This window comes from Nostoc sp., from assembly GCF_036917935.1.
Lineage (GTDB): Bacteria > Cyanobacteriota > Cyanobacteriia > Cyanobacteriales > Nostocaceae > Nostoc.
Window position 1 is genome coordinate 42,023 of the sequence record NZ_JBALEL010000059.1, and the last position, 20,414, is coordinate 62,436.

Consider the following 20,414-nt stretch of genomic DNA (forward strand, 5'->3'; position numbering starts at 1 on the left):
ATCAACTACAGTCTAAGCTAAACTTTTGCCAAATCTCCAACTTCCTCTAAACAATCTTCGCCGCTTAACTCAGCAACCGTAGTCAGTGCGTGTGGCTCGTTTTTCCCTGAATATCTAGTATGCTCGTTATCGATAACATCCGCAAAAGTTCCTATACGTAGAATTATCTGAAAATTACTCGATCGCACCCACCCACACCGTTATAATCATTGATTAATTGAGGCACAATAGAACCAAAGGCACTGTGAACACACAATGACTACTCAATTGATGGTTCAACCCTCATCCTTAATGTCTTCTGGTATCAGGATGAGCGAATTCGGTGATATTTATCTTTTTAAATTTACCGATGAGCTACAGTCTCGCTTTGAAGAACTGTTGCAGAAGAAAAAAGCTGATGCGCTCACTCCTGAAGAAGAAGCTGAATATGTAGGCATTTCCGAACTTGAGCGAATATTTACCTTGATTAACGCTCAACTAGCAGCCAAAAGTAAATGGTGTCCGAACAAACTCGAAGACTTGTAAGAAAACGATCTGAATATCTCTGCGAATACTGTCACTCTCCAGAATACTTGAGTCCAGACCGTTTTACCATTGACCATATTATGCCGCAGTCTTTGGGTGGTTCTGATGAACTGGATAATTTGGCGTTAGCTTGCCATCGCTGTAATGAACGTCACTATAATTTTATTGTAGGTACTGATCCTAAAACCCAAGAACAAGTTCCTCTATTCCATCCCCGTCAGCAACAATGGTCTGAGCATTTCATCTGGACAAAAGATGGAATAAAAATTATAGGTACAACTGCTACAGGGAGAGCTACTAGGGATCGCTTTGACTTCAATGATGAACGTCGCGATGAGCCTTCCATTCAAGTTGCTCGTCGTTTTTGGGTAGAAGCGGGTTGGCATCCACCCCAGTCAGATCCACGTCAAGAATAAGAAAAAATGCCTTCCCGCTATATTCACTCCCGCTTAAGTTCCCGCCAAATCCCTGACTTACTCCAAACAATCTTCGTCGCCGAACTTATCACCCCCAGCCAATGCGTGTGGCTTGTTTCCCCGTGGATATCTGACATCCCCGTTATCGATAACACCGCCAACACCTTCCTTTGCTTAGAACCCTCATGGAGTCGTTCCCGCATTCCCCTCTCCCAAGTCCTCGCCACCCTAGCCGAACGGGGAACGACTGTACACATTGCTACCCGTCCCGACTCTCACAACCACAGATTTCTTGAACAAATCAAAGGCAAAACTGACTATCAGGACATTCCCGTGCGATTCCACATTACCGAAGAACTCCACGCAAAAGGTATCCTGGGAGATGGGTATTATCTTGCAGGTTCGATGAACTTCACCTACAACGGCATTACAATCAATGAGGAAGTTGTAACTTATGAAACATCCCCAGAAGCGATCGCCGAACAACAGTTGATTTTTACTAACCGATGGGGAGGGGCGTAATACTATTTTGGATTTTAGATTATTTAATTTTTATCCTGTAACAATTTGAGTATTTTTTATTACACACCCTAATATATTAACTATGTGATATTCAAAAGCGATGACTAATGCTAGCAATGCAGATATCCGCCACTTCCTAGAGCAGTTTTTTGGCACTGACAACAAATTTGACCTTGGCAAGATTGAAGGTGGCGAAGGAAAACAAGCCAAAATCCGTCCTTGGGTCGAGTTGTTGACCAAAGGCGAACCTCAGCCAACAATTCTTCCTTGCTGGCGGGAAGATAGTGTAGATTGGTACGCCATCGCCCTTTCAGAACGCCAATTACGCCGTTTGAGTGAAGAATTAATGGCGTTTGTTGGCCCCACATATTCGACATTTCGTGGACAAAGAGCGCAACTAAACCCCCAAGACCCTATAGAATTAGCAGTATACGAATTTACTGGCGGTGCTGCGGTTAAACTGTGCGGACAGGCGACGGATGTTTGGGAAGCACTAGAACGGATGCGCCGAGTTAGTGAGAGACGAGTGAAACGGGTCGCAGATATTCCCCGTCCCACAGGTCGCGTACTGCGGGACTTTTATATGGCATTGCAAGCAGGCGATCGCATTTCTGCGGAAAACTCACTACAATACCTGGTAGACCAGCACCGCCTGGATGCGCTGAATCTGCTGTTTCTGCGGGTGCAACTCTTGGCGGAACTAGAGCAATGGAATGAGTTGCTTACCCTCCCGGAACTGGGCAATCTTTTACAGGTTCGCCGACCCTTCGCCGTTACCCAAGCCTTACTTAGAGCAGTATACCGGACTGAACTGCAACATTTTGAGGACAATAACGCCCCCGGCAGTGCTGTAGCCTATTTCCAAGAAGTAGTTTTCCCCCGTTACAACAATCTTTTTGCTGTCCGTGCAGGCAGTAAAATCCCAGAAGTACTGAAATTATTTATGCTGCTGGCGGTGGGTGGAGAACCAACGAAACCTGCACTTCGAGACGAACTGCTAGCAATTGGGGAAGTTGAAGAAACTCACCGCAGCTATTTGCAAAGGTTAGCTGCACTGCTAAAGGATGCTACCCCGAACAGCGAAGGCGACCCCCTGCAACAAGCCGAACAGCTATCCAAAAACGGAGACTTTGATCAAGCATTTTCATTGCTTTGTAATGCTCCGTCGTCGAAAGAGAAAGTTCGCTTGCTCCTTCAATGCGCCTACGAGTTGCAAACTTTGGCAGTGGAAAAAGCTGTATTGCAAGCCTTTGACGAGTTGACTGCTGACGAGCAAACAGCCTTACTAAAGGTACGTTGGAACCAAGATTTTCTTACCCAACTGCGGGGAAGCCAGGAAGGTACAACAAAAGACACCCCAACAGCTTTATCTGTCCCAACGAATTGGCTGGAGTGGTTATCGCAACTGGACAAAAAGCCAACCTGGGAACGAGCGTTATACACTGCACGCCAGGGTTCTGCCGAGTGGGATGTGACTAGCTTGCTGATGCAACCACAGGCGGTGGCAGAATTTGACGAATTGTTAAGTAAAGTAGGCTCAACAGCTGAGTCTATCCTGCACGATGCGCTTCCTTACTTGCTGGGATTTTTTCAGAAAGATGAGCAATTTCCCCGTGGCGAGTTCGAGAGCCTTTATTACTCATTGCTAGAACTACTAGTCCTGAGTACAGAGGGTGGGGATGTTGATTTGGTTTTGTTCAATGATTTAGCGATCGCTATTTTAACTTTGGGAGTTAATACAGCAAAATATACTGAGATTGTAGACTATGCTTTGGAGCTTTGGTACAGGTTTGCCTCACCCAAAAAACTTGATTGGATGCTTGACTTAATAGATGTACTAATATCATACCCCTGCCCAGTCCTAGAAAAGCGCGAACAACTATTATTTGCTACGGCTGAAACTCTACGCCGTTTTACAGAACGTATTGATGAAGTGCAAAGGGGAATCTTTCGCGCTTTGGTAAAAGATTTACACTTAGGAGAATCGTTTCCAGATTTGCTTGACGAACCAGCGAGTTTAGTCGAGCAAAATCTGGAAGTTGAGGTGAATATTTTCCAAAAACTCAAGAGTAAATCTGTTCTTATTTACACTCTCACAGAAACCGCAGCAATCAGAGTAAAAAGTATTTTAGAAGCAGCTTGTAAAGAAGTGACAGTTTATCTCAGCCATGACAAAGGAGGTAATGATAGGCTGCGTCAGTGGGTGAGAAATTCTGACATTGTTGTGATGGTGACGGCTAGTGCTAAACACGCAGCCACAGGTTTTATTGAAGCGAATCGTCCATCACATCTTGCGCCGATTATTTTAGTTAATAGTAAAGGTAGTGCAAGTATGCTGCGTGCAATACAGGAGTATTTAGCTGGGTGAAGAATCAAGGGGTAAGAATAGGTTGTCTTCGAGAAGTGCGCGGACTTCGAGAGATACTTGACTTTGATTCAGACAATCTATTAGCAATTTATTGGTTTGATAATAGCGCAGTATAACTTCTAATTCCTTGTCCATAATCCACTCCTGATTACCTATATTGCGATGCTCAACTATCCAATCTCTGAAGTCTTCTAATACCAAATCTCCATTCTCGCACCAGTGTATAATCTTTTCTGAATTCGTATCTAACTGTAGTAGCTTCTTTTTGAGTTGTATAAGTGACTCTAACAAGTTAGATTGGTAAATTTCACTAAATGTAATTATGGATTCAAATAACTTAGTTATTTTATAAATAAGCTTATATTCTTCAATGTTCTCACAATAAAATAATTCAATAGCCATCTTCTTGTGAATTTTGAGGTCTTTGTCGAAATTTGGCTTGAATTACAATATATCCATTCCAAGGATTATCCTCAGATGGGTAACGAGTCAGACCATTGAAGGTAGCTTCACGTCCTCCGTCCGCGCCATCACCAAATACCGCAACTCCAGGACTAACTACCTTGAGTGCGATCGCTTGGATTAATTGTTCAAAGCAGCGTGTAGATAATCCAGCGAGATTGTAGTCCGCCATGCTGCTTATGTATTATCCAACATTATAGTTATCAATAATACCGCATACTCCTTTCCTGTCTTTTGACACCCTCACGATACATTGATCATCGAAATAATACCGACAAACTCACGCAAAACCCGATGACAAGCATCAACAGTTGTCTTTGTATTGGAAATGATTGGTTCTCCACTTGCACCAACTTGGGTTACTCCTCGTTCTCGCCACAACTGGGAGTCCCTCTGCCAATCTATTTCTTCCAGTCTACTCAACCACTTAACCAAATCTTCTGCCGGAACTCTTTCTACTAACAAATCATGAGCCAACATACCCAACGCCTGAAAAACAACAGCGCTGACTGCTAGTAACTCTTGTCTTTGGGTAGCACGTTCCTGTTTATTCATAATCCTCCAAGGATCGTTAGGGATAATGCTTGCGGTTGCTGCCCAGAATGTTGTTGCCCAATCAATCAGAGGTTCCAAATCGGTTTGAGATTTTAAATTGGGGAACATGCGTTGAGTCGCGGTGACTAAGGTTGATAAAGTCAGTAACTTGGGATTGTGTTTACCCAAGCCGTTTTCTACTGTTTCCACATTCTCACGAAACTGAGGAACTCGGCAGATCAAGTCTTTGGCAATTAAAACCGTGGGCGATCGCTTGTCAAAAGCATGGGATAGCGACACACTTGGTCTTTGCACTAATAGGTTTTGGTCGCGGAAAGCTTGGCGTTCCTCTTCTAATGACAGTCCTGCATATATCAACACGCCAATTTCTAATTGTGACAGGATAATGGCATATTCCGATTCTTGTGTCTGGATATCTTGCAATGCTTGGCGAATGCCATAGCATCGATGCTGACCGTCGGTTAAACGCAAACTAACCGAATGGTAAGGAAGGTAGATATTGCCATCTCTGTAAGTTGGCGACGGTTGGACATTAACGCAAATCGGTGGGAAAAAGGTAGTTCCATCCTGATAAGTCTCTAGGATATATCGAGCGATCGCCTTAACTCGCGTCTGGTTAAGTTTGCGTTGGGCAAAGTCTGGCAACTCCGCAATGTTGGGGATATAAAGATGACCGTCATTTAACAGTCGGACAACATCAGCAAAAGTAATACTGGCAACATAACTTATTTGTTCACCTAGAGAACCGCGCTGTACGGGAACGCCTTTTATAACGAGTTCAAACATTGTTTTTCTAGTTAAATTTCATTGTCTGCCAAACTTGCATACAAGCATACATGGTACTATTAGCTGTATGTAGTATGTATGCTAGGGTCAGTTACATAGCGGTATTGAAACCATTGCCTTAGCCTGTTCAAAAAATATGGGCAGAAAAAATTTGACGCTTAGTGCTGAGAGTGTCAATAGGTTCATCTACCGTACAGTCCAAAAACCATGAGCTTACACCCTGACACGATTAAACGACTGGCTGATGAAGTTCTGACGTTTATTGAACAACGCGAAGCAGAACAAGTTGCCTACGGCATTTACGATGTAACAATGGCAGGAGTTGAAGTAATTGATAACTTCAAACCCTCCGAAGACATCGTATTAACTGCTCAAGAAAAAACACAAGCACTCAGAAATGCTTTAGCGCAACTTGCAAATGAATTGCAAATTATCCGGTTTAACCAAGTAGAGTCTCCTGATGACTGGATTTTCCGCAGTCGAATAGCAGAAACTGTAAGGTTGCTATCAAAACTCCGTCAAAGAATTGTTCGAGAAAACAACCTCAAAGTAGCCCACCGCATCAGCAATAGCAAGCGTTTAGTGGCAGATATTAAGTTTAGTGTCGCTTCTCGTCGCGTACCTCGAAGGAACATTGCAGTGCAAACCTGCATGACAGCTTTACTTAGTGGTGATACAGAGCAACAGCGAACAGCAAAGCTACTTTTAGAAGTAATTGACATCTATCTACCGAAGCTACGTCAGATGAGTGGCTTCCAAAAACGAACTTTAGAAAGAATCCTTGAAGCAATCGAGTTAAAAGCAGAAGAAGGTATTGAACAAGGTGTTGTAGTTACTGCTAGCACAGGAGCGGGTAAAACCTACGCTTTCTTTTTACCCGTACTCGCCAAGATGGTGCTGGAACGTTGCTTGCGAGGTCGAGAAGGGGTTAAAGCCATTTGCATTTACCCACGGGTTGCGCTGTCTGAAAATCAACTAACTGATTTTATTGAAGTATTATTTTACCTCAACCAAGTACTAGCAAAGTACAATTTTCCACAACTGACAATTGGGCTAGAAAGTGGGGCAGCAGTTTACCAACTACGAGATTTCCAAGACACAACTGACGAACGTAAACAGAAAAACAAGGATCGGGGCTGGACTTTTAACGACGAGTATACAGGTTATCTGTCCCCTTTTGCTTACTGCGTTGGAACAGACGACAAAGCTTGCAAAAAAGATAAACAACGACTGCTTGTCCGTCCTACGGATACCAAAACTTTAATTTGCCCTATCTGCAATAAGCAGTATCCCTTTATAAAATTTTCTAGGGATGTCATGGCAGAACATCCACCCGATTTGCTCATCGCCACGACAGAATCACTTCATCGGCGGCTATTATCAACAAAATATCAATACCTGTTTGGTAATGATAAGTTTTGTGCGCCTTCAGTTGTGATGTTAGATGAAATTCACCTACAAACTTCAACTGCTGGGACTCAAGTAGCACTTTTGCTGCGACGATTGATGGCAAGGATTCGTTTGGGTAAGCAGCATCGCAACGAACAAAGCAATTTAGCATTTGTAGGATTAAGTGCCACTATTTCAGAGCCAATTGAATTTCTGTCGGAGTTATCTGGTATACCTGCTCCTCGCATTAAACGGGTATACCCTCAAGATAATGAAATGCAGACGATTGGTGCCGAACGCTATATATTTGTCCGGGCTGAGGATAACGAAGATACTGCTGTAATTTCAACTTTAATTCAAACGGCGATGTGCGTCTTACACACTATGCCGCAACCATCCGCAGATTCAGACCTAAAGCGCTACCGCACATTTGGCTTTGTCCAGTCTTTAGATATAGCAGGTCGCTGGTTATACCAGATGGAAGATGCAGAGAAAATAAAACCAGAACAACGCAGAGAAAGAGAAAGATATAAATCGCAAAAAACGCCTCTTGACCAAAGGCAAATTAGGTACATTCCATTATATGCCTATCGATATCCACCATTTAATCGGCAACTTTTTCCTAACTTCTTTGGTGCAAATTTTAGTTGTAACTGTAATTGTCATAACAGTGGTAGCCCAGATTTGAATTGTCCATACTTCCAAGCAGGAGAGTGCTGGTGGGTACTCAGCCAGAAAGATAAGGCACGTCAAGAATCTCTAAATATTAAACGGAAAACGGGGAGCGATCGCTCAATTACTATCGAGCCTAATGATGACTTAATAATTACAACAACTGCATTAGAAGTCGGTTACGACGACGAAGCATTGATGTGTGTTTTACAATACACAGCACCTGCAAATGTTGCTAGTTTTGTACAGCGTAAAGGTCGGGGAGGGCGGAAAGTTGGCACACGACCGATTGTAGTTACAGTACTCAGCCCCTATAAATCTACTGACTTATTTTTGTTTCGCAACGAACACATACTTACAGACCCTACTTTCCAAAAACTTCCTCTCAATTCCCAAAACCGATACCTGCAAAGAATTCATGGGTTTTACGCTTTCTTTGACTGGTTAACTTATCGGGCAAGTTGTGCAGGAATCGACCTCGAACTCGATAATTTATCTCGGCAGGGGTACGAGTATTTAATGGAGCAAAGTGTCGATTTCGGAGTGTTGTTGGAATTTAAAGATTATCTCAAACAAACTTTTGCGATACCAGATGATGCTATCAAACAAGTATTTGACGATGAGTCAGAAGGATTTTTGTGTCAAATTTTCTACGAAGGCTTAATGAAAGGAGTAAACCCGCAGTTTGAGCGCGAAAACAAGCAGCGCATTAATTCCAAAGAGTTGAGAAATTTGTTACGCAAACACTTACCAGAGAATTTATTTTCTGACATTAATTTGCCAGAGGTGCAAGTTGACTACCGTCCCGATAATAACAACCCGAATAAGAAGCCTAACTCTGAAAGTATCAGTTTGGCGGTGAGTGAAACAATCCCAGGGAATGTAACATTTCGTGGTGGTGAAGGTTCAACTTGGATACCACCAATAATTTCCGATGGAGAACCTGCCAGAATAGCCATTAATCAGTACTATACATTTGACCGGATTCGCTCTTTTCCCTACACAGTTAACCTGCCGACGCGGGCGCTAAAGAAAGTTGACATTACTAAAAAAAGTACCAACTCTTTAGATTTATATCGTCCTACTGCAATTAAGCCCAAGCAGTTTAGTCGAGACTATAACTCATCATTTTGGTGGCATAACCCAGACACAGGAGAGTTATCTGAAAGCCGTACATCTGAAAATGCAGGACAAGATACACAATCATTAGCTCACTCCTGTTCGGCTAACGCTATCAGTGCGGTAGCAATTCGCCCTGTCCGAGGTGACACTCCCACGCCTGCATATACCCTTAAGCCTGGTCATTCTTCGCTTAAGAGCGATCCATTAGGGCAAGAATTAATACAACGAATTGTTTTTCACAGTGACGAAACTGCAAATCTTAATTTGTTAGATGTGCAGCGAATTATTTTAGGAAGTGAATACACGATTAAATTCCACAATTCACCAGCTGAAGAAATTCGTGGAGTTGTCGGTTTTACAGCAGAAGAGGAAAGCCTGAGCAACTGTGCTTTAGGATACCAGATATTGACGGAGGGAGTTTGTTTTGACCTCAATTCCGATTTGCTAACAAAACTCCAATTATCTACTTCGACACAGAAAAATCTGTGTTACCATGCCATCCACCATGCCTTTGTTAGTGTTCTCACGGTTGAATATCAGGCAAACTACTTTGCTGCTGAATATCTTGTTAATGTGCTGCTGACTATAGCAGATACATGGTGTGGTGGAGAGGGAGGAACACCTGAAGGGCTACGTGATTGGTTTACCCGTGATCACAGTCAGTTTGACACCTGCCTAGCAGATGCAATTAACGAGATACAGCAATTGTCCCGTAAAAATCAACAAGCTGTTTACCAATTAGTAAATAGTAACAATGATTACTTATCAATATTTTTGAACCTATATGCTGAAATTCATAGTGGTGGATTGCACTATCAGCAATACTTACGGGACAGCTTTCAGTATAGTCTGACTCTAGCTTTAAAGTCTCTAGCACAAGAAGTTGCAGGTGTTGAGGCACTAAATTACGTTGCAGCCTGGACTGAGTTACACGCTGACTTTGACGAAAAGGCTGCCCCTCGTATTTGGTTGTACGAAATTGGGATGGGGGGTATTGGTGTAATGCGGGCAACCCATGACTTGCTACGCAACCATGCTGATAAATTTTGGACAACCCTCGCCAACAAAATGACTCGCTGTACCACTGCCCAAGAGGAAGCTTTTTTGCGTCATTTATTAGCACAACCTGAGTCTTGGTTAGAAGAGTGTGTAACTAGAGCAAATCAAATTATAGCAGCAGGTAAATCTAGCGATCGCCAAAAGAAAATTGAAGAGTTAATGGCACAGGTACGGCAACAACTAGGTGTACCTATGCGCCAAACTCAACTCAAAGCTTTACTACGGGTTTTTATTCCCGACTACATTCAGCAACTAGGCGATACACCTCTGGTTAACTGGCGTATTTTTCGGGAAATTAACCACGAGTTTCTTCCTTGGTGTTCTGAACAGCTAAAACGTGACCCTACATTTACCGAAGCAACGGCACTACTTTACCGCAAAGTAGTTAAAGCCAGACGTGACAAACAACCACCGCCCTATCCAGAGTTAACACGTTTACTTGAAATTTACGAAGCCGAATATGGTGCTTCGTTACCTGAAGCACGTAAAGCATTTGAAGCAGGGATAGAACGCCGGATGCTTTTAAATTGTCGCTGCAACTGCTCTAGTTGCTTAGACGACCGCAGTGGCGACATCGAATCACCAGGTTTAAGCCGTAACCTTCTTAATCGTCCCCTACTGACAGAATGGTTAAATCAGGTTCGCGCCGCTCAAACCGTAGAATTAGATGGCACTGTAAGCGGTGCTAGCATCTGTGAAAGAATGAGAACCTTGCTGGAAAATGGCTGTCAAACGATTTATTTACGGGTAAGAAGCGATAATCTTGCGTCCCTCTGTAACACAATTAGCTACTTGACAGACGCTGGCATCGACAGAGATATCGGTATGGTTTACCCAATGATTACTGATATTCAAACCATATATCCTAACGACTTAAGACCAAGTGAAGCACCTGTAATTCAAGTAACAGTTCGTCCTATAGAGTGAGGTTCCCCCAGTGGCAAAGCAATCAACTCAATTGCAACTCAGTGGTCAGGCAATGATTTACAACTTTCTGCTCAATGAGATTTTAGCATCACAACTAGAGGGCAGTTACGAGTTTTGGATTGTCTCACCTTGGGTAACAAATTTCCGTTTAGAAAAACCCTACTATGTCTCTTTTGGGGAAATTGTAGAGACAAAGCAAGAAGCACTACACCTGTTTGACATTCTGCATCAAATGGCCGCCAATGGCGGTAAAGTGTACATCACAGTAGGTAGCGATAAAGAATATTATCCAATATTAAGACAACTGAGCAATAAAAGCGATCGCCTGAAGGTACGGGTACTTTCCAAACTCCATGCCAAGGCATACGTTGGTCGTTACGGTGCTATTAACGGTTCACTAAATTTAACTGATGGGGGAGTTAATCAAAATTTTGAACTCTTCACGTACAATCATGACGAACGGAGTATTGCTGAATTACGGAACATATGCGTACAGCATTTTGAACAAGGGTTGCCACTATAATGTCGTTTCAATATGAAATTAATCCAAAACTGGGAAGTGTTGACCAAGTGGGACTACGTTTGCGGTGTAATGGTCAAACTCAAGCAGATGAAATTTATCGAGGACTTAGACAAGCTGGTTTCAACGTCACTCGCTTGATGCCTTCAAGTCATGAAGATTATACTCATTTTGTTTACGTGACTGCTACAGAAGATAACGTCAGTAATGCTATGCCACAAATTAAAGCTAATACCATAGCTTTAAATGATGCTAATAGCGTCAAAAAAGAACCAAATGTTAAAGACTTTAAATCATGGCAAAGTCTATTTCGTAAGGCTATCAAACAATTAAATAATGACTATCAAAATCCGATAAGTTCCGTCCAAGAAATTAATCAAAATATCCTAGAACAAAAAATTACTGCTGGACGTATTACTGAAGTTGAAGACCATCTGCTGCGGCAAGTTGATGTTAATGATAGCAATGCTCTGCGAACATTAATTGCACTTTATGCCAAGACAGAACAGCATGAGCAATTAGTACAACTTTGTAAAGCTAAACATAAAAGTATTCTGGCTTTACCTGTTTCGGGAAGGTTGGTAGAGCAATTAGTAACTGCTCATCTCCAGTATTACCAACAAACAAAAGAACAAGAGTTATTAGCTTCTGTGCAAGCATTAGCACAAGAATTTTTACCCGAATTAGAGAGGTTACGCCAAGCCAACGGAGTACGAAAACTGTTACATTTGTCCTTGGTTCCTCAAGAACCCTTACCAACAACAGAAGGAGCTACACTCAACGAACAATTGACGCAGTTATTAGAAATTGAACCAGGTGAACGTATCTCCCAACTTGATAAACTTAAAGATAAATATCCTAAAGCTATTAATGTACTACTCGCTTTAGCTGATGCTTACATATCAATTGATCTTACTGAATATGCTTTACAAATATATCAATCAATTACCGAAAATACAGAAGAGTTGCAACAACGTCATGCAGAACTACTTTTAAATATTCAATGTTTCCAAGAAGTAATTGAATTATTACCAAGTGTAATTTCTGAACTTTCACCAGCATTGGCGGGATTGCGTGGTGCTGCACTTTATAACTTAGTCCAAAAAACACAAGCTAGGGAGTTTTTAGAAAAGGCGTGGCAAGGAGGTGAACGTAGAGTTAAAATTCTGCTACCTTTAGCAAAATTATGGGCTACAGTTGGCGATCCAGTTAAAGCAGGGGAGGTATATCAAATACTCCTAGAAACAGCTGATGAACAATTAACATTGTCAGACCGCGCTTTAATGGCTAGAGTTGCTAATCTTGATGGTTTTGGTGATATTTCTGATGATGATAAAGTTAGTTATTATGAGTTATGTGTAAATTTGGCTGGAGTACGCCTGCGGGATTTACCAGAGGCAGAAGAAATATTAAAAGACAGATTAGATTTGTGGAAGCAGTTACAAAACACGTCAGGAATGATCAACGCTTATGCTGACTGGCTAGATTGGCTTGCTAACGTGGGAAAGTGGGAAGACTTAAACAAAGAACTAGATATTTTAAGAAATCTTGAAATCCAACAAAAAATCAGTTCGCTACAGTATTTTGAATTACTTGAAGGACTGGAAGCATACATCAATTTTCAACCCACTTTACGTCAAAGTTTAGCAAATGACTACTTTGGTTTAGCTATTGCTGAAGTAGATAACGCATTACGTCAAGAAGAAATCGAAGCGCCTTTTTTTCAAGATTTAAAACGCGCTTTATTCTACCTTAACTCGGATTCAGCGAATGAGCTTGTTGAGTATCGCCAACAACGTCGTGCTGAGGCTACTAAGCTGGAGGTACAAGTAGCTTCAGATGAAAAAATAGTATCAAAAACTCAAAACTTGGCATCCATACATCTTGCGTTAGTTGGTGGCCACCAAGCAACTCGACGAGAAGTCATCCGTGAATTGTGCGAAAATTACGGGTTACAAAATTTTGTTGAGGTTGCGCCCTCAAGTGAGGCATATATAAGTCGTAGTAATGTACAGGCACAAATAAGCAACTGTAATTTAATTGCAGTAATTACTGGATATATGGGTCATGATTTAAGTCAAATTGTCTCTGATTTAAAAAAAGATGGTGCTTTAACAGGTGATGTATTGTTTCTAGCTTGTCGAGGTAAAAGTGGTGTAGTTCGCGCAATTCTTAATAAGGTGCAGTAAGAAAATGGCTGAAAATTTTCCTAAGCTCTCATTTTAGCTATTCAGAAAGCGTTAATGCGGACGATTTATAGTCATACATGAGACAGCACAGTGGAAAACCACTAAAATAATCTCAATTGCGACCAAGTAACCCACCCTTTAGCGACTATGACGCAGCGATCGCTCAAAATTAGCCAAGAATTTATTGAACGAGGTTTGGCGCTGTTTAAATTAGGGCGATTTGAGGAAGCGATCGCATCATACGATAAAGCTATAGAAATTAAACCAGACTTTTATGAAGCTTGGCTTTATCGAGGCGAGGCACTAGCTAACTTAGGGAGAATTGAGGAAGCAATTCATGATTATGGGCAAGCATTGGTAATTACACAAGAAATAGACGCTCGCTCCAAGCAAGCTTCTTGTCTCAACAATTTGGGCAATGCGATTCTCAGGCTTTAATTTTAAACACCTCAGACCACTGTTGGTTATTGTCCGCGATATTTGCTTGCAGAAGTTTTTGAGTTGCTTCGACAAAATTCTAACTTAGAGGTGCGGGTAGAGCGTGTCAATAAACCTCCAACTCCGCTTCAATTTCGCCTGTTGTGTAAAATGAGTGTTGTTTGCAGAGATGATTTTAGCCCCTTTTCAAGTTCTCAATATCAGCCGCTTATTGCAGAGATGATGGCTGTGATAAAATCTACTTGAAAGGTAGCAAAGCTATAATTAGGATAAAAGACAAGCCAGATAGCGCCGATGAAGAATCACATATGGCAGAATTAACGATTCAAATTTCAGATGAACTAGCTCAACGTTTAGAGCCTCTGCAAAATCGCTTACCCGAATTGCTTTGGCGATTGTTAGACGTTGCAAATTTACCATCCATATCTCAGCCAAAAGTTAAAACAGAGACTACAGATATTCCCGCAGTTTATCAAGAAGTTTTGGATTTTTTAATCAAGCGTCCAACACCAGAAGAAATTATTGCTTTTAAAGTTTCATCAATAGCTCAAACGCGGTTGGGAGAGTTATTAGAAAAAAACCGCTCTGCAACACTTAATTCAATGGAATTAGCCGAGTTAGATGTTTATGAGCAATTAGAACATATGATGATTTTATTAAAGGCACGAGCTTTCAAACGCGATTAGGAAACATGACTTCTGATTATATTTCTGCGGAGCTGCGTAAGCTAATAATAAAAAGAGCTTCAAAGCGCTGTGAATATTGTCTTATTCATCAGCATCTTTCTATTTATACCCACCAAGTAGACCATATTATTGCAGTAAAACATAGTGGTGAAACCACAGAGGATAATTTGGCACTTTCATGTTTATCCTGTAACCGTCATAAAGTGTCGTAATTCTTGTATTGCACGCTCAACTCTTTTCCTAGCGACCGCCACACTAATTTCTTTTCCCTCTTGATTTGATAGTACCTCAGCAATTTGAGTCCAAGATAGTTCTTGAAAAAATCGCATTTCAATAATTTTTCTACTACTGGGTTTGAGTTGTAAGATAATATGATGTAATTGTTCTGTATTATTCTCAAAATTTACTTGCGATTGCAAGTTTTTTAGATGTTCAATTTGGCTTGATTCTTGAGCCTGAGTATTTTTATTTTCATTATACTGCTTATTTATATATCGTTGACAAACAACCTTTGCCCAAGCTAGTGGGTTTTTGATATCTTTCCCAGAATGAAGTTCTTGAAGTAGACACAAGATAGCATATTGGATTACATCTTCTCCTGATACATAGCTAGAAAGTCTTAAAACGTGAATACGGTAATTTATATGGTTTATCAACGGTTTAGACTGTCTTACCTGCGTAACAATATCTGAAAGTTTTTTATCAAGTTCTACCAAGGCATCTGTTTTAGTCGATTCCAGAGATTCTATAGTTTCCCTAGAATCTAAAGGATTTTCATATTCCTCGTATGAATCTTCAAGTAATTCAGGTTTTTTTATGGAAATTTCAACAGTACCGCCTTCAATATCACTTTCAGGTAATTCATATTCTCCAGTGCTTAAGATAGCCAGCACCATTTCTATGTCTTGTTCATTTTCTAAGATGACACCTAAACTATCGCTGTGACTCTCAGTTATAAATTCAGGAACTTTACTCAGGTGCATTTGGTCAGCTTGTTGACCTAAAGAACCAAGATACCTCTCCCCTTCATCGTGAGTAGAATAATATCTTTCATACTTGACATAAACTTTTCCATCAAAATCTGGTTTTAGTGTTTCAATTGCTAAATCTACAAAAGACTCAAAATCAAGGTATTCATTATTGTATATAGCAGTTAATAATAGCTCCGAATCTTCAAAATAATAGTAATTCTCGTTTACAAATTCAATAAAAATATCTTGCTCTAGTTTCTCGTACAGGTAACATAGGATTGTATTTGTCTGTTTATCGCTTACACTTATCAGTTTACGCAATTGAAATACTGTATCTTGCTGCTCACCATCTGAAACGGCCACCATTGCTTTAGAATAAATTACTAAAGGCTTAAAACCTGCTTCCACCAATGGATCTGCTAAAGTATCCACCAAAGAAGCCAGCCGCAAAACCTCCCCCATATCTTCCTGCTGCACCATCTCACTCAATCTCTGCGCCAACTCCCGCGCCGCCTCATCTGGCTTAGTATAAGCCAATGCCGTCCACTCCTGCGCTTCCCGCAAATCCCGCGTGTCTGCGTCATCATCGTTCAATCGCTGTGCCACATAATCCAGCAAAAACTCCCCCAACTCATCAAATCTTTCCTGTCCAAATTCCTCCTTCAATTCCCGCAACAATAAATTACGGTCAGCAATATCCATCTCATACATCTCATAACTCACTTGGCGACACAACCGCGACAGCAACACATGAGCAACCACCGTCCAAGGGGCTTCAGGGACAAAGTTTGCCCAAATTTGGTAGAGTAAATCAGGTGTAAGTACCAAAGGAAACGCCGCGTGACGAGCCAAGTTGCGATGTGCTTCCCCAAACTGCTGGGCAAACCCTTCAACCCTTCTTTGGGCGATTCGTATTTCCCGCTCCTTGTTTGTGGTAGGCATTAAATAACCTCAACTGACTGCCATTGCAAATAACTCATTCCAAATAAAAGGCACAATTAAATATTATCCCGCAGCCAATTTCTAAAAGCTTGAATTGCTTGGCTGCTACCAACAACTTGACTTTGGTGGACGTATTGATTTACTAGCTCAATTATCGGAATATCTGGAAAAGTAGGACTAAAATTTGACTCTATATATTTTCCACCTTGCAAGACGTTAATTTGTAAGCCTTGTTTTCCATATCGCCAAAGTTCTGGTACTCCCAAAATTTGGTAATTATCCAATTGCGTGCGAGAAGTTAAATCAATTTCTATGGCTAAATCTGGGGGTGGGTCTACACTTAAATTTATGCGATTTTTACCAATAACTGCCGCTTGATTTTGAATGTAAAAACAAGTATCCGGTTCTACTCCCTGACTCATTTTTTCGTTTTTTAGGGTGGTTGAACCTAAAGCATCATAATTGATACTTAGTTCATTCAGTAAAATTTTGACTATATCGCCAATAATTTCTTTGGCTTTTTCATGTTCAGGTAAGGGAACCATAATTTCTAAAAAACCATCACTATAGGAAATTCTGGCAGCGCGATGTTCTCCTAATTCCGCCAAAATATTTTCAAATTGCTGCCAGCTAACGTCCTCAAGTAACAGTTGCTGTCCCGGTTGAATCCTCAATTGTCTTAACTCTAAAAGCATAAAGATTCATCCAACTCTTTTACTACAATATATCGACCCCGCAACACACTAATTGCCGCATTCATCCCCTGTGGACTCATCTCAAACATCGGCACAAAACGGGCAATTTCCTCAGCCGTAGTTTGTCCCCAGCATTCACTAGGCATCGGATTGAGCCAAGCATAATAACGCACCGACTGCTGTAACTGCTCAATCCATACCTTAGTATTATCAACCCGTTCTTGGTCAAAATTCCCCCGTGCTGCTCCAGCATCGCTAATAATTAATACTGCCGCTCGTTCGCCAATTTCCTCCAACACTTCAGAAACAGCTTTGGCATCAAGCATCGCCGGATGACGATACAAGTATTCATCCGGGTAGTCATGAAAATAAAATACATTAGTTGTTCTCAGCCGTCCTCCCCGTTCTGCCGTTTCCACCAACTGGCGCGATAAATCGTGAAACGGCACCATCGAGCCTTCCTGGTCAATTAGTAACACCAAATCAGTGCGATTTGTACGCAGAGGCATCAGTACAGGTTGTAGTAAAATCCCCTCACGCCCAATTTTTGCCACCGTTGCTTCAATATCTAATTCTGTGGCTACTCCTTGGCGCACCGGACGACGCAGATAACGCCAGCATTGCTTCATTTGTCTTTTGGTAACAGGAAAATATTCTGTTAAAAGCATATAGTTAGGGCGTTTCATTTCCCTATCTTTGCGACTACTTCGCACAGCTTGGACAGCTTGCACTGGTTCTGGTGTAATAGTGGGAGTTGTCTCTAAATCAGGTAATGGTTCATCAATTGAAGGTGCTTCAGATATTGATGTTTCTATTGAGGAAGATTGGGAATTTTTTTGTGTAAATGAGTGTGAAATTGAATTTGGTGTGTCAGTGCTTGATGGCGTTTGGTCTATGGAATTTTGAGAACTTTTTTGTGTAGGTGAATCAAAATTTACTGGGTGCGATTCAATTTGCTTCCACATCTGCTCAAATAACCGACGAATCAGGCGATTTTCCTCCTCAGATTTTGCCCATAACATGCAGCAAAGCTGCTCTAATTCTTGGCGATTATTGACACCAAACCCCGCTTCTAAACTACGTGCAACCACTAGATATTCTTCAACCCCCAACGGCAAACCATGCCGCGATCGCAGGCTGTTAAAAATATCCAGCAGTGGTAGTTCTTCAAGTTTCATACTTCAAATACCGCAGATGGTCTTCCCATTTCTTGAACAGAACTTCCGGAAAAGGTATTTCTCCCTCTAACTGCTTTAATACCTCATCTTCAGGAAATTGCCGCAACACTGCAAACCAATCCAACAACTCACTGGTGCTAACCTTTTTACCAGCTTTCCCCTTCTCCATTTTCTGCCGCAGTTCGCTAAAACGCTTCACCGCAGCTTCCACCAAATCAGAGGAAGATTCCAAAAAGTGTGACTTGACAATATTAGCTAACTGTGGATATGGAAACTGAATATAATAAAATAGACAACGCCTCAAGAAAGCGTCAGGTAGATCCTTTTCATCGTTGCTGGTAACGAACACAATGGGAGGGTAATTTGCTTTAACTTCTTCCCCCTTTTCTTCAATCGTAAATTTCTGTTCATCTAACTCTCGCAATAAATCATTGGGAAAGTCAATATCAGCTTTATCAATTTCATCAATTAGCACTACAGTGCGTCGTTCATTTCTAAACGCACGTCCCAAAGGCCCCAATTTAATATAATTATCTAAATTCTCAACTTTAGAATTCTTTGCTTCCCCCATGCGAGCCAGTTGAGCATCATGCAAACGACCAACAGCATCGTAGGTATAAAGTCCATCCCTCGCCCTGGTTGTAGACTTAATATACCAAGTTTCGTAGGGTAAACCCAATTCGTGAGCGATCGCCTGCGCTAAGGTAGTTTTACCGCAGCCTGGTTCACCTTTAAGCAATAAGGGACGTTTTTCTAAGAAAATGGCGAGGTTAACGGCTTTGATGAGTTCCGATGATGGCAAGTAAGGAGAAAGCCCATACTTTTGACACTCCTGGGGTGAAATTGGCTTGCCAGTATAATATTGCTTACCATTGGCGGTGAGTACACTTGCTAAATCAACCATTTCGCCAAATCTCCTTCCCAAGTATGACCGCAATGACAGCAAATTTCTTCATAAACAAATTCTGGGACACCGTTTTCTGTTTTTTCTAACAATATTTTGGCTGTTAACCCAGTAGGTATCCGCATACTTTCTATCGCCGTCACCATGTCAATCCAATCATCCAATACATCTAACCCAAAGGGAGTAACGGGTGGTAAGTGCAGAGGGATGCGGGGATACTCTGGTTCATCGAATTGCTTTGCCAACAGGACATTTGATTCACAAACACTGCCGCTATTATCTACCAAAAACATTAGTAAATGTGTATTCTGTTGAGTGGGAAGGGAATTTACTTCAACTTGTGTCACCAGTGGTTCCCAAAATTCTTGCAGCCATGCCACTAGAAGCTTTGGCGGCATATAATCCACGGTGTAAAATATCAAAATTACATCTTGAGTGAAAAGGCGATCGCAAATTTTGTGAGTAATCTCCTTTGGTTCTACATCTTTCGGTAAACGAAACCAAGATGCCAATTGTCGCCACAGGTGAGGGATACTTCTACCTGCACCGTTGTGACTTACGTCGATTTTAATTGGCGAGATATTTTTCCACTCTGGCTTCAACCGGAACAAACGATTTACCAAAAGTTGCTGTCCGCAGTAAGGTTCGCCGTGAACTAAAAAAGCAGCAGTTCGGTGTAATTCCATAACTTTTTTAACTAGCCGCGCCTGTGATTTGAAGTCCATTTGCAACAGCAGGTCAAATAGTAAATGCGCTGGTGTTTGGAAACCTTGAAACTCTGTAATAATTTTATCAATGTTTATCTGGATATCTACACCGACATCTTTACGGATTTCTGTCAGTAAAGCACAAATTGCAGGTTTGCCGGGGGTAATTTCGCTATAGATATCCAGTACCTTAACCATATCAGTTATAAAAATATCTTTTGAAGTATTCCATGTAATACGCTTGGATATAGTTTCATTAACACCAAAAGCTTTAGTTAAATAAGATTGGCAATCCTTCTCATCCTTGAAATATTGGGTGAGAAGAGGCAATATTTTTTGCATTAAATCACTATTTATTGCCATAATTATATTTGCTTATAA

At 41.3% G+C, this 20,414-nt stretch carries 18 protein-coding genes; 10 read left to right on the forward strand and 8 right to left on the reverse strand.

The features are described 5' to 3' along the window. The first annotated feature begins 255 nt into the window (after positions 1 to 255). From V7K62_RS25010 to dpdD, 4 genes are all read left to right on the forward strand, one after another. Positions 256 to 525: a hypothetical protein gene (locus V7K62_RS25010; RefSeq protein ID WP_104900801.1), complete on the forward strand. Its 270-nt coding sequence runs from the start codon at positions 256 to 258 to the stop codon at positions 523 to 525. Further along, the gene (locus V7K62_RS25015; protein ID WP_334868837.1) at positions 495 to 941 is read left to right on the forward strand and encodes an HNH endonuclease; all 447 of its coding nucleotides are present in this window, start codon (positions 495 to 497) and stop codon (positions 939 to 941) included. Before V7K62_RS25010 ends, V7K62_RS25015 begins: the two co-directional genes overlap by 31 nt. A 6-nt stretch (positions 942 to 947) precedes the next feature. Next, on the forward strand, positions 948 to 1,463 hold the full coding sequence (gene dpdK / locus V7K62_RS25020; protein WP_334868839.1) for a phospholipase D-like domain-containing protein DpdK: 516 nt from the start codon (positions 948 to 950) through the stop codon (positions 1,461 to 1,463). A gap of 100 nt (positions 1,464 to 1,563) precedes the next feature. Then, positions 1,564 to 3,831, forward strand: a complete 2,268-nt coding sequence (dpdD, locus tag V7K62_RS25025; protein WP_334868841.1) for a protein DpdD — start codon at positions 1,564 to 1,566, stop codon at positions 3,829 to 3,831. Here the strand turns inward: dpdD and V7K62_RS25030 are convergent. From V7K62_RS25030 to V7K62_RS25040, 3 genes are all read right to left on the reverse strand, one after another. Beyond that, the gene (locus tag V7K62_RS25030; RefSeq protein WP_334868843.1) at positions 3,820 to 4,233 is read right to left on the reverse strand and encodes an NACHT C-terminal helical domain 2-containing protein; all 414 of its coding nucleotides are present in this window, start codon (positions 4,231 to 4,233) and stop codon (positions 3,820 to 3,822) included. The genes dpdD and V7K62_RS25030 overlap by 12 nt on opposite strands. Beyond that, positions 4,223 to 4,465 carry a hypothetical protein gene (locus V7K62_RS25035; protein ID WP_334868845.1) on the reverse strand — a complete coding sequence of 81 codons (243 nt, stop codon included), beginning with the start codon at positions 4,463 to 4,465 and terminating at the stop codon, positions 4,223 to 4,225. The genes V7K62_RS25030 and V7K62_RS25035 overlap by 11 nt, the downstream gene beginning before the upstream one ends. Positions 4,466 to 4,536: 71 nt before the next feature. Next, a complete protein-coding gene (locus V7K62_RS25040; RefSeq protein WP_334868847.1) occupies positions 4,537 to 5,634 on the reverse strand; it encodes a DNA sulfur modification protein DndB in 1,098 nt (365 codons plus the stop codon). Between the two features lie 207 nt (positions 5,635 to 5,841). On the opposite strand from V7K62_RS25040, the gene V7K62_RS25045 reads away from it, so the two are divergent. The 6 genes from V7K62_RS25045 to V7K62_RS25070 all read left to right on the forward strand — a co-directional run bounded on the left by V7K62_RS25045 (position 5,842) and on the right by V7K62_RS25070 (position 14,848). After that, the gene (locus V7K62_RS25045; protein ID WP_334868849.1) at positions 5,842 to 10,803 is read left to right on the forward strand and encodes a DEAD/DEAH box helicase; all 4,962 of its coding nucleotides are present in this window, start codon (positions 5,842 to 5,844) and stop codon (positions 10,801 to 10,803) included. 10 nt (positions 10,804 to 10,813) lie between these two features. Continuing rightward, a complete protein-coding gene (locus V7K62_RS25050; RefSeq protein WP_334868851.1) occupies positions 10,814 to 11,326 on the forward strand; it encodes a phospholipase D-like domain-containing protein in 513 nt (170 codons plus the stop codon). Continuing rightward, a complete protein-coding gene (locus tag V7K62_RS25055; RefSeq protein ID WP_334868853.1) occupies positions 11,326 to 13,512 on the forward strand; it encodes a hypothetical protein in 2,187 nt (728 codons plus the stop codon). The genes V7K62_RS25050 and V7K62_RS25055 overlap by 1 nt, the downstream gene beginning before the upstream one ends. 147 nt (positions 13,513 to 13,659) lie before the next feature. Next, positions 13,660 to 13,950: a tetratricopeptide repeat protein gene (locus tag V7K62_RS25060; RefSeq protein WP_334868856.1), complete on the forward strand. Its 291-nt coding sequence runs from the start codon at positions 13,660 to 13,662 to the stop codon at positions 13,948 to 13,950. Between the two features lie 308 nt (positions 13,951 to 14,258). Next, positions 14,259 to 14,636, forward strand: a complete 378-nt coding sequence (locus V7K62_RS25065) for a hypothetical protein (RefSeq protein WP_334868858.1) — start codon at positions 14,259 to 14,261, stop codon at positions 14,634 to 14,636. A gap of 5 nt (positions 14,637 to 14,641) precedes the next feature. Then, on the forward strand, positions 14,642 to 14,848 hold the full coding sequence (locus V7K62_RS25070) for an HNH endonuclease (RefSeq protein WP_334868859.1): 207 nt from the start codon (positions 14,642 to 14,644) through the stop codon (positions 14,846 to 14,848). On the opposite strand, the gene V7K62_RS25075 is transcribed toward V7K62_RS25070, so the two are convergent. From V7K62_RS25075 to V7K62_RS25095, 5 genes are read right to left on the reverse strand one after another with little or no spacing between them, the layout of a single operon-like run. Continuing rightward, a complete protein-coding gene (locus tag V7K62_RS25075) occupies positions 14,819 to 16,549 on the reverse strand; it encodes a sigma-70 family RNA polymerase sigma factor (RefSeq protein WP_334868861.1) in 1,731 nt (576 codons plus the stop codon). The two genes, V7K62_RS25070 and V7K62_RS25075, sit on opposite strands and share 30 nt — an antisense overlap. Positions 16,550 to 16,605: 56 nt before the next feature. Next, a complete protein-coding gene (locus tag V7K62_RS25080; protein ID WP_334868863.1) occupies positions 16,606 to 17,244 on the reverse strand; it encodes a Uma2 family endonuclease in 639 nt (212 codons plus the stop codon). Continuing rightward, positions 17,235 to 18,422, reverse strand: a complete 1,188-nt coding sequence (locus V7K62_RS25085; RefSeq protein WP_334868865.1) for a hypothetical protein — start codon at positions 18,420 to 18,422, stop codon at positions 17,235 to 17,237. Before V7K62_RS25085 ends, V7K62_RS25080 begins: the two co-directional genes overlap by 10 nt. Further along, complete coding sequence (locus V7K62_RS25090) at positions 18,412 to 19,326, reverse strand: AAA family ATPase (protein ID WP_334868867.1); 915 nt, start codon at positions 19,324 to 19,326, stop codon at positions 18,412 to 18,414. Before V7K62_RS25090 ends, V7K62_RS25085 begins: the two co-directional genes overlap by 11 nt. Next, complete coding sequence (locus tag V7K62_RS25095) at positions 19,314 to 20,396, reverse strand: XRE family transcriptional regulator (RefSeq protein WP_334868869.1); 1,083 nt, start codon at positions 20,394 to 20,396, stop codon at positions 19,314 to 19,316. The genes V7K62_RS25090 and V7K62_RS25095 overlap by 13 nt, the downstream gene beginning before the upstream one ends. Between the last annotated feature and the right edge of the window lie 18 nt (positions 20,397 to 20,414).

What these genes read in the sequence shown, in the direction of transcription:
- dpdD (WP_334868841.1), top strand. Translation starts at nt 1,564, where the DNA reads ATGACTAATGCTAGCAATGCAGATATCCGCCACTTCCTAGAGCAGTTT.
- V7K62_RS25040 (WP_334868847.1), bottom strand. Translation starts at nt 5,634, where the DNA reads ATGTTTGAACTCGTTATAAAAGGCGTTCCCGTACAGCGCGGTTCTCTA.
- V7K62_RS25080 (WP_334868863.1), bottom strand. Translation starts at nt 17,244, where the DNA reads ATGCTTTTAGAGTTAAGACAATTGAGGATTCAACCGGGACAGCAACTG.
- V7K62_RS25060 (WP_334868856.1), top strand. Translation starts at nt 13,660, where the DNA reads ATGACGCAGCGATCGCTCAAAATTAGCCAAGAATTTATTGAACGAGGT.
- V7K62_RS25090 (WP_334868867.1), bottom strand. Translation starts at nt 19,326, where the DNA reads ATGGTTGATTTAGCAAGTGTACTCACCGCCAATGGTAAGCAATATTAT.
- V7K62_RS25010 (WP_104900801.1), top strand. Translation starts at nt 256, where the DNA reads ATGACTACTCAATTGATGGTTCAACCCTCATCCTTAATGTCTTCTGGT.
- V7K62_RS25065 (WP_334868858.1), top strand. Translation starts at nt 14,259, where the DNA reads ATGGCAGAATTAACGATTCAAATTTCAGATGAACTAGCTCAACGTTTA.
- V7K62_RS25045 (WP_334868849.1), top strand. Translation starts at nt 5,842, where the DNA reads ATGAGCTTACACCCTGACACGATTAAACGACTGGCTGATGAAGTTCTG.
- dpdK (WP_334868839.1), top strand. Translation starts at nt 948, where the DNA reads ATGCCTTCCCGCTATATTCACTCCCGCTTAAGTTCCCGCCAAATCCCT.
- V7K62_RS25070 (WP_334868859.1), top strand. Translation starts at nt 14,642, where the DNA reads ATGACTTCTGATTATATTTCTGCGGAGCTGCGTAAGCTAATAATAAAA.
- V7K62_RS25085 (WP_334868865.1), bottom strand. Translation starts at nt 18,422, where the DNA reads ATGAAACTTGAAGAACTACCACTGCTGGATATTTTTAACAGCCTGCGA.
- V7K62_RS25055 (WP_334868853.1), top strand. Translation starts at nt 11,326, where the DNA reads ATGTCGTTTCAATATGAAATTAATCCAAAACTGGGAAGTGTTGACCAA.
- V7K62_RS25015 (WP_334868837.1), top strand. Translation starts at nt 495, where the DNA reads ATGGTGTCCGAACAAACTCGAAGACTTGTAAGAAAACGATCTGAATAT.
- V7K62_RS25030 (WP_334868843.1), bottom strand. Translation starts at nt 4,233, where the DNA reads ATGGCTATTGAATTATTTTATTGTGAGAACATTGAAGAATATAAGCTT.
- V7K62_RS25095 (WP_334868869.1), bottom strand. Translation starts at nt 20,396, where the DNA reads ATGGCAATAAATAGTGATTTAATGCAAAAAATATTGCCTCTTCTCACC.
- V7K62_RS25075 (WP_334868861.1), bottom strand. Translation starts at nt 16,549, where the DNA reads ATGCCTACCACAAACAAGGAGCGGGAAATACGAATCGCCCAAAGAAGG.
- V7K62_RS25035 (WP_334868845.1), bottom strand. Translation starts at nt 4,465, where the DNA reads ATGGCGGACTACAATCTCGCTGGATTATCTACACGCTGCTTTGAACAA.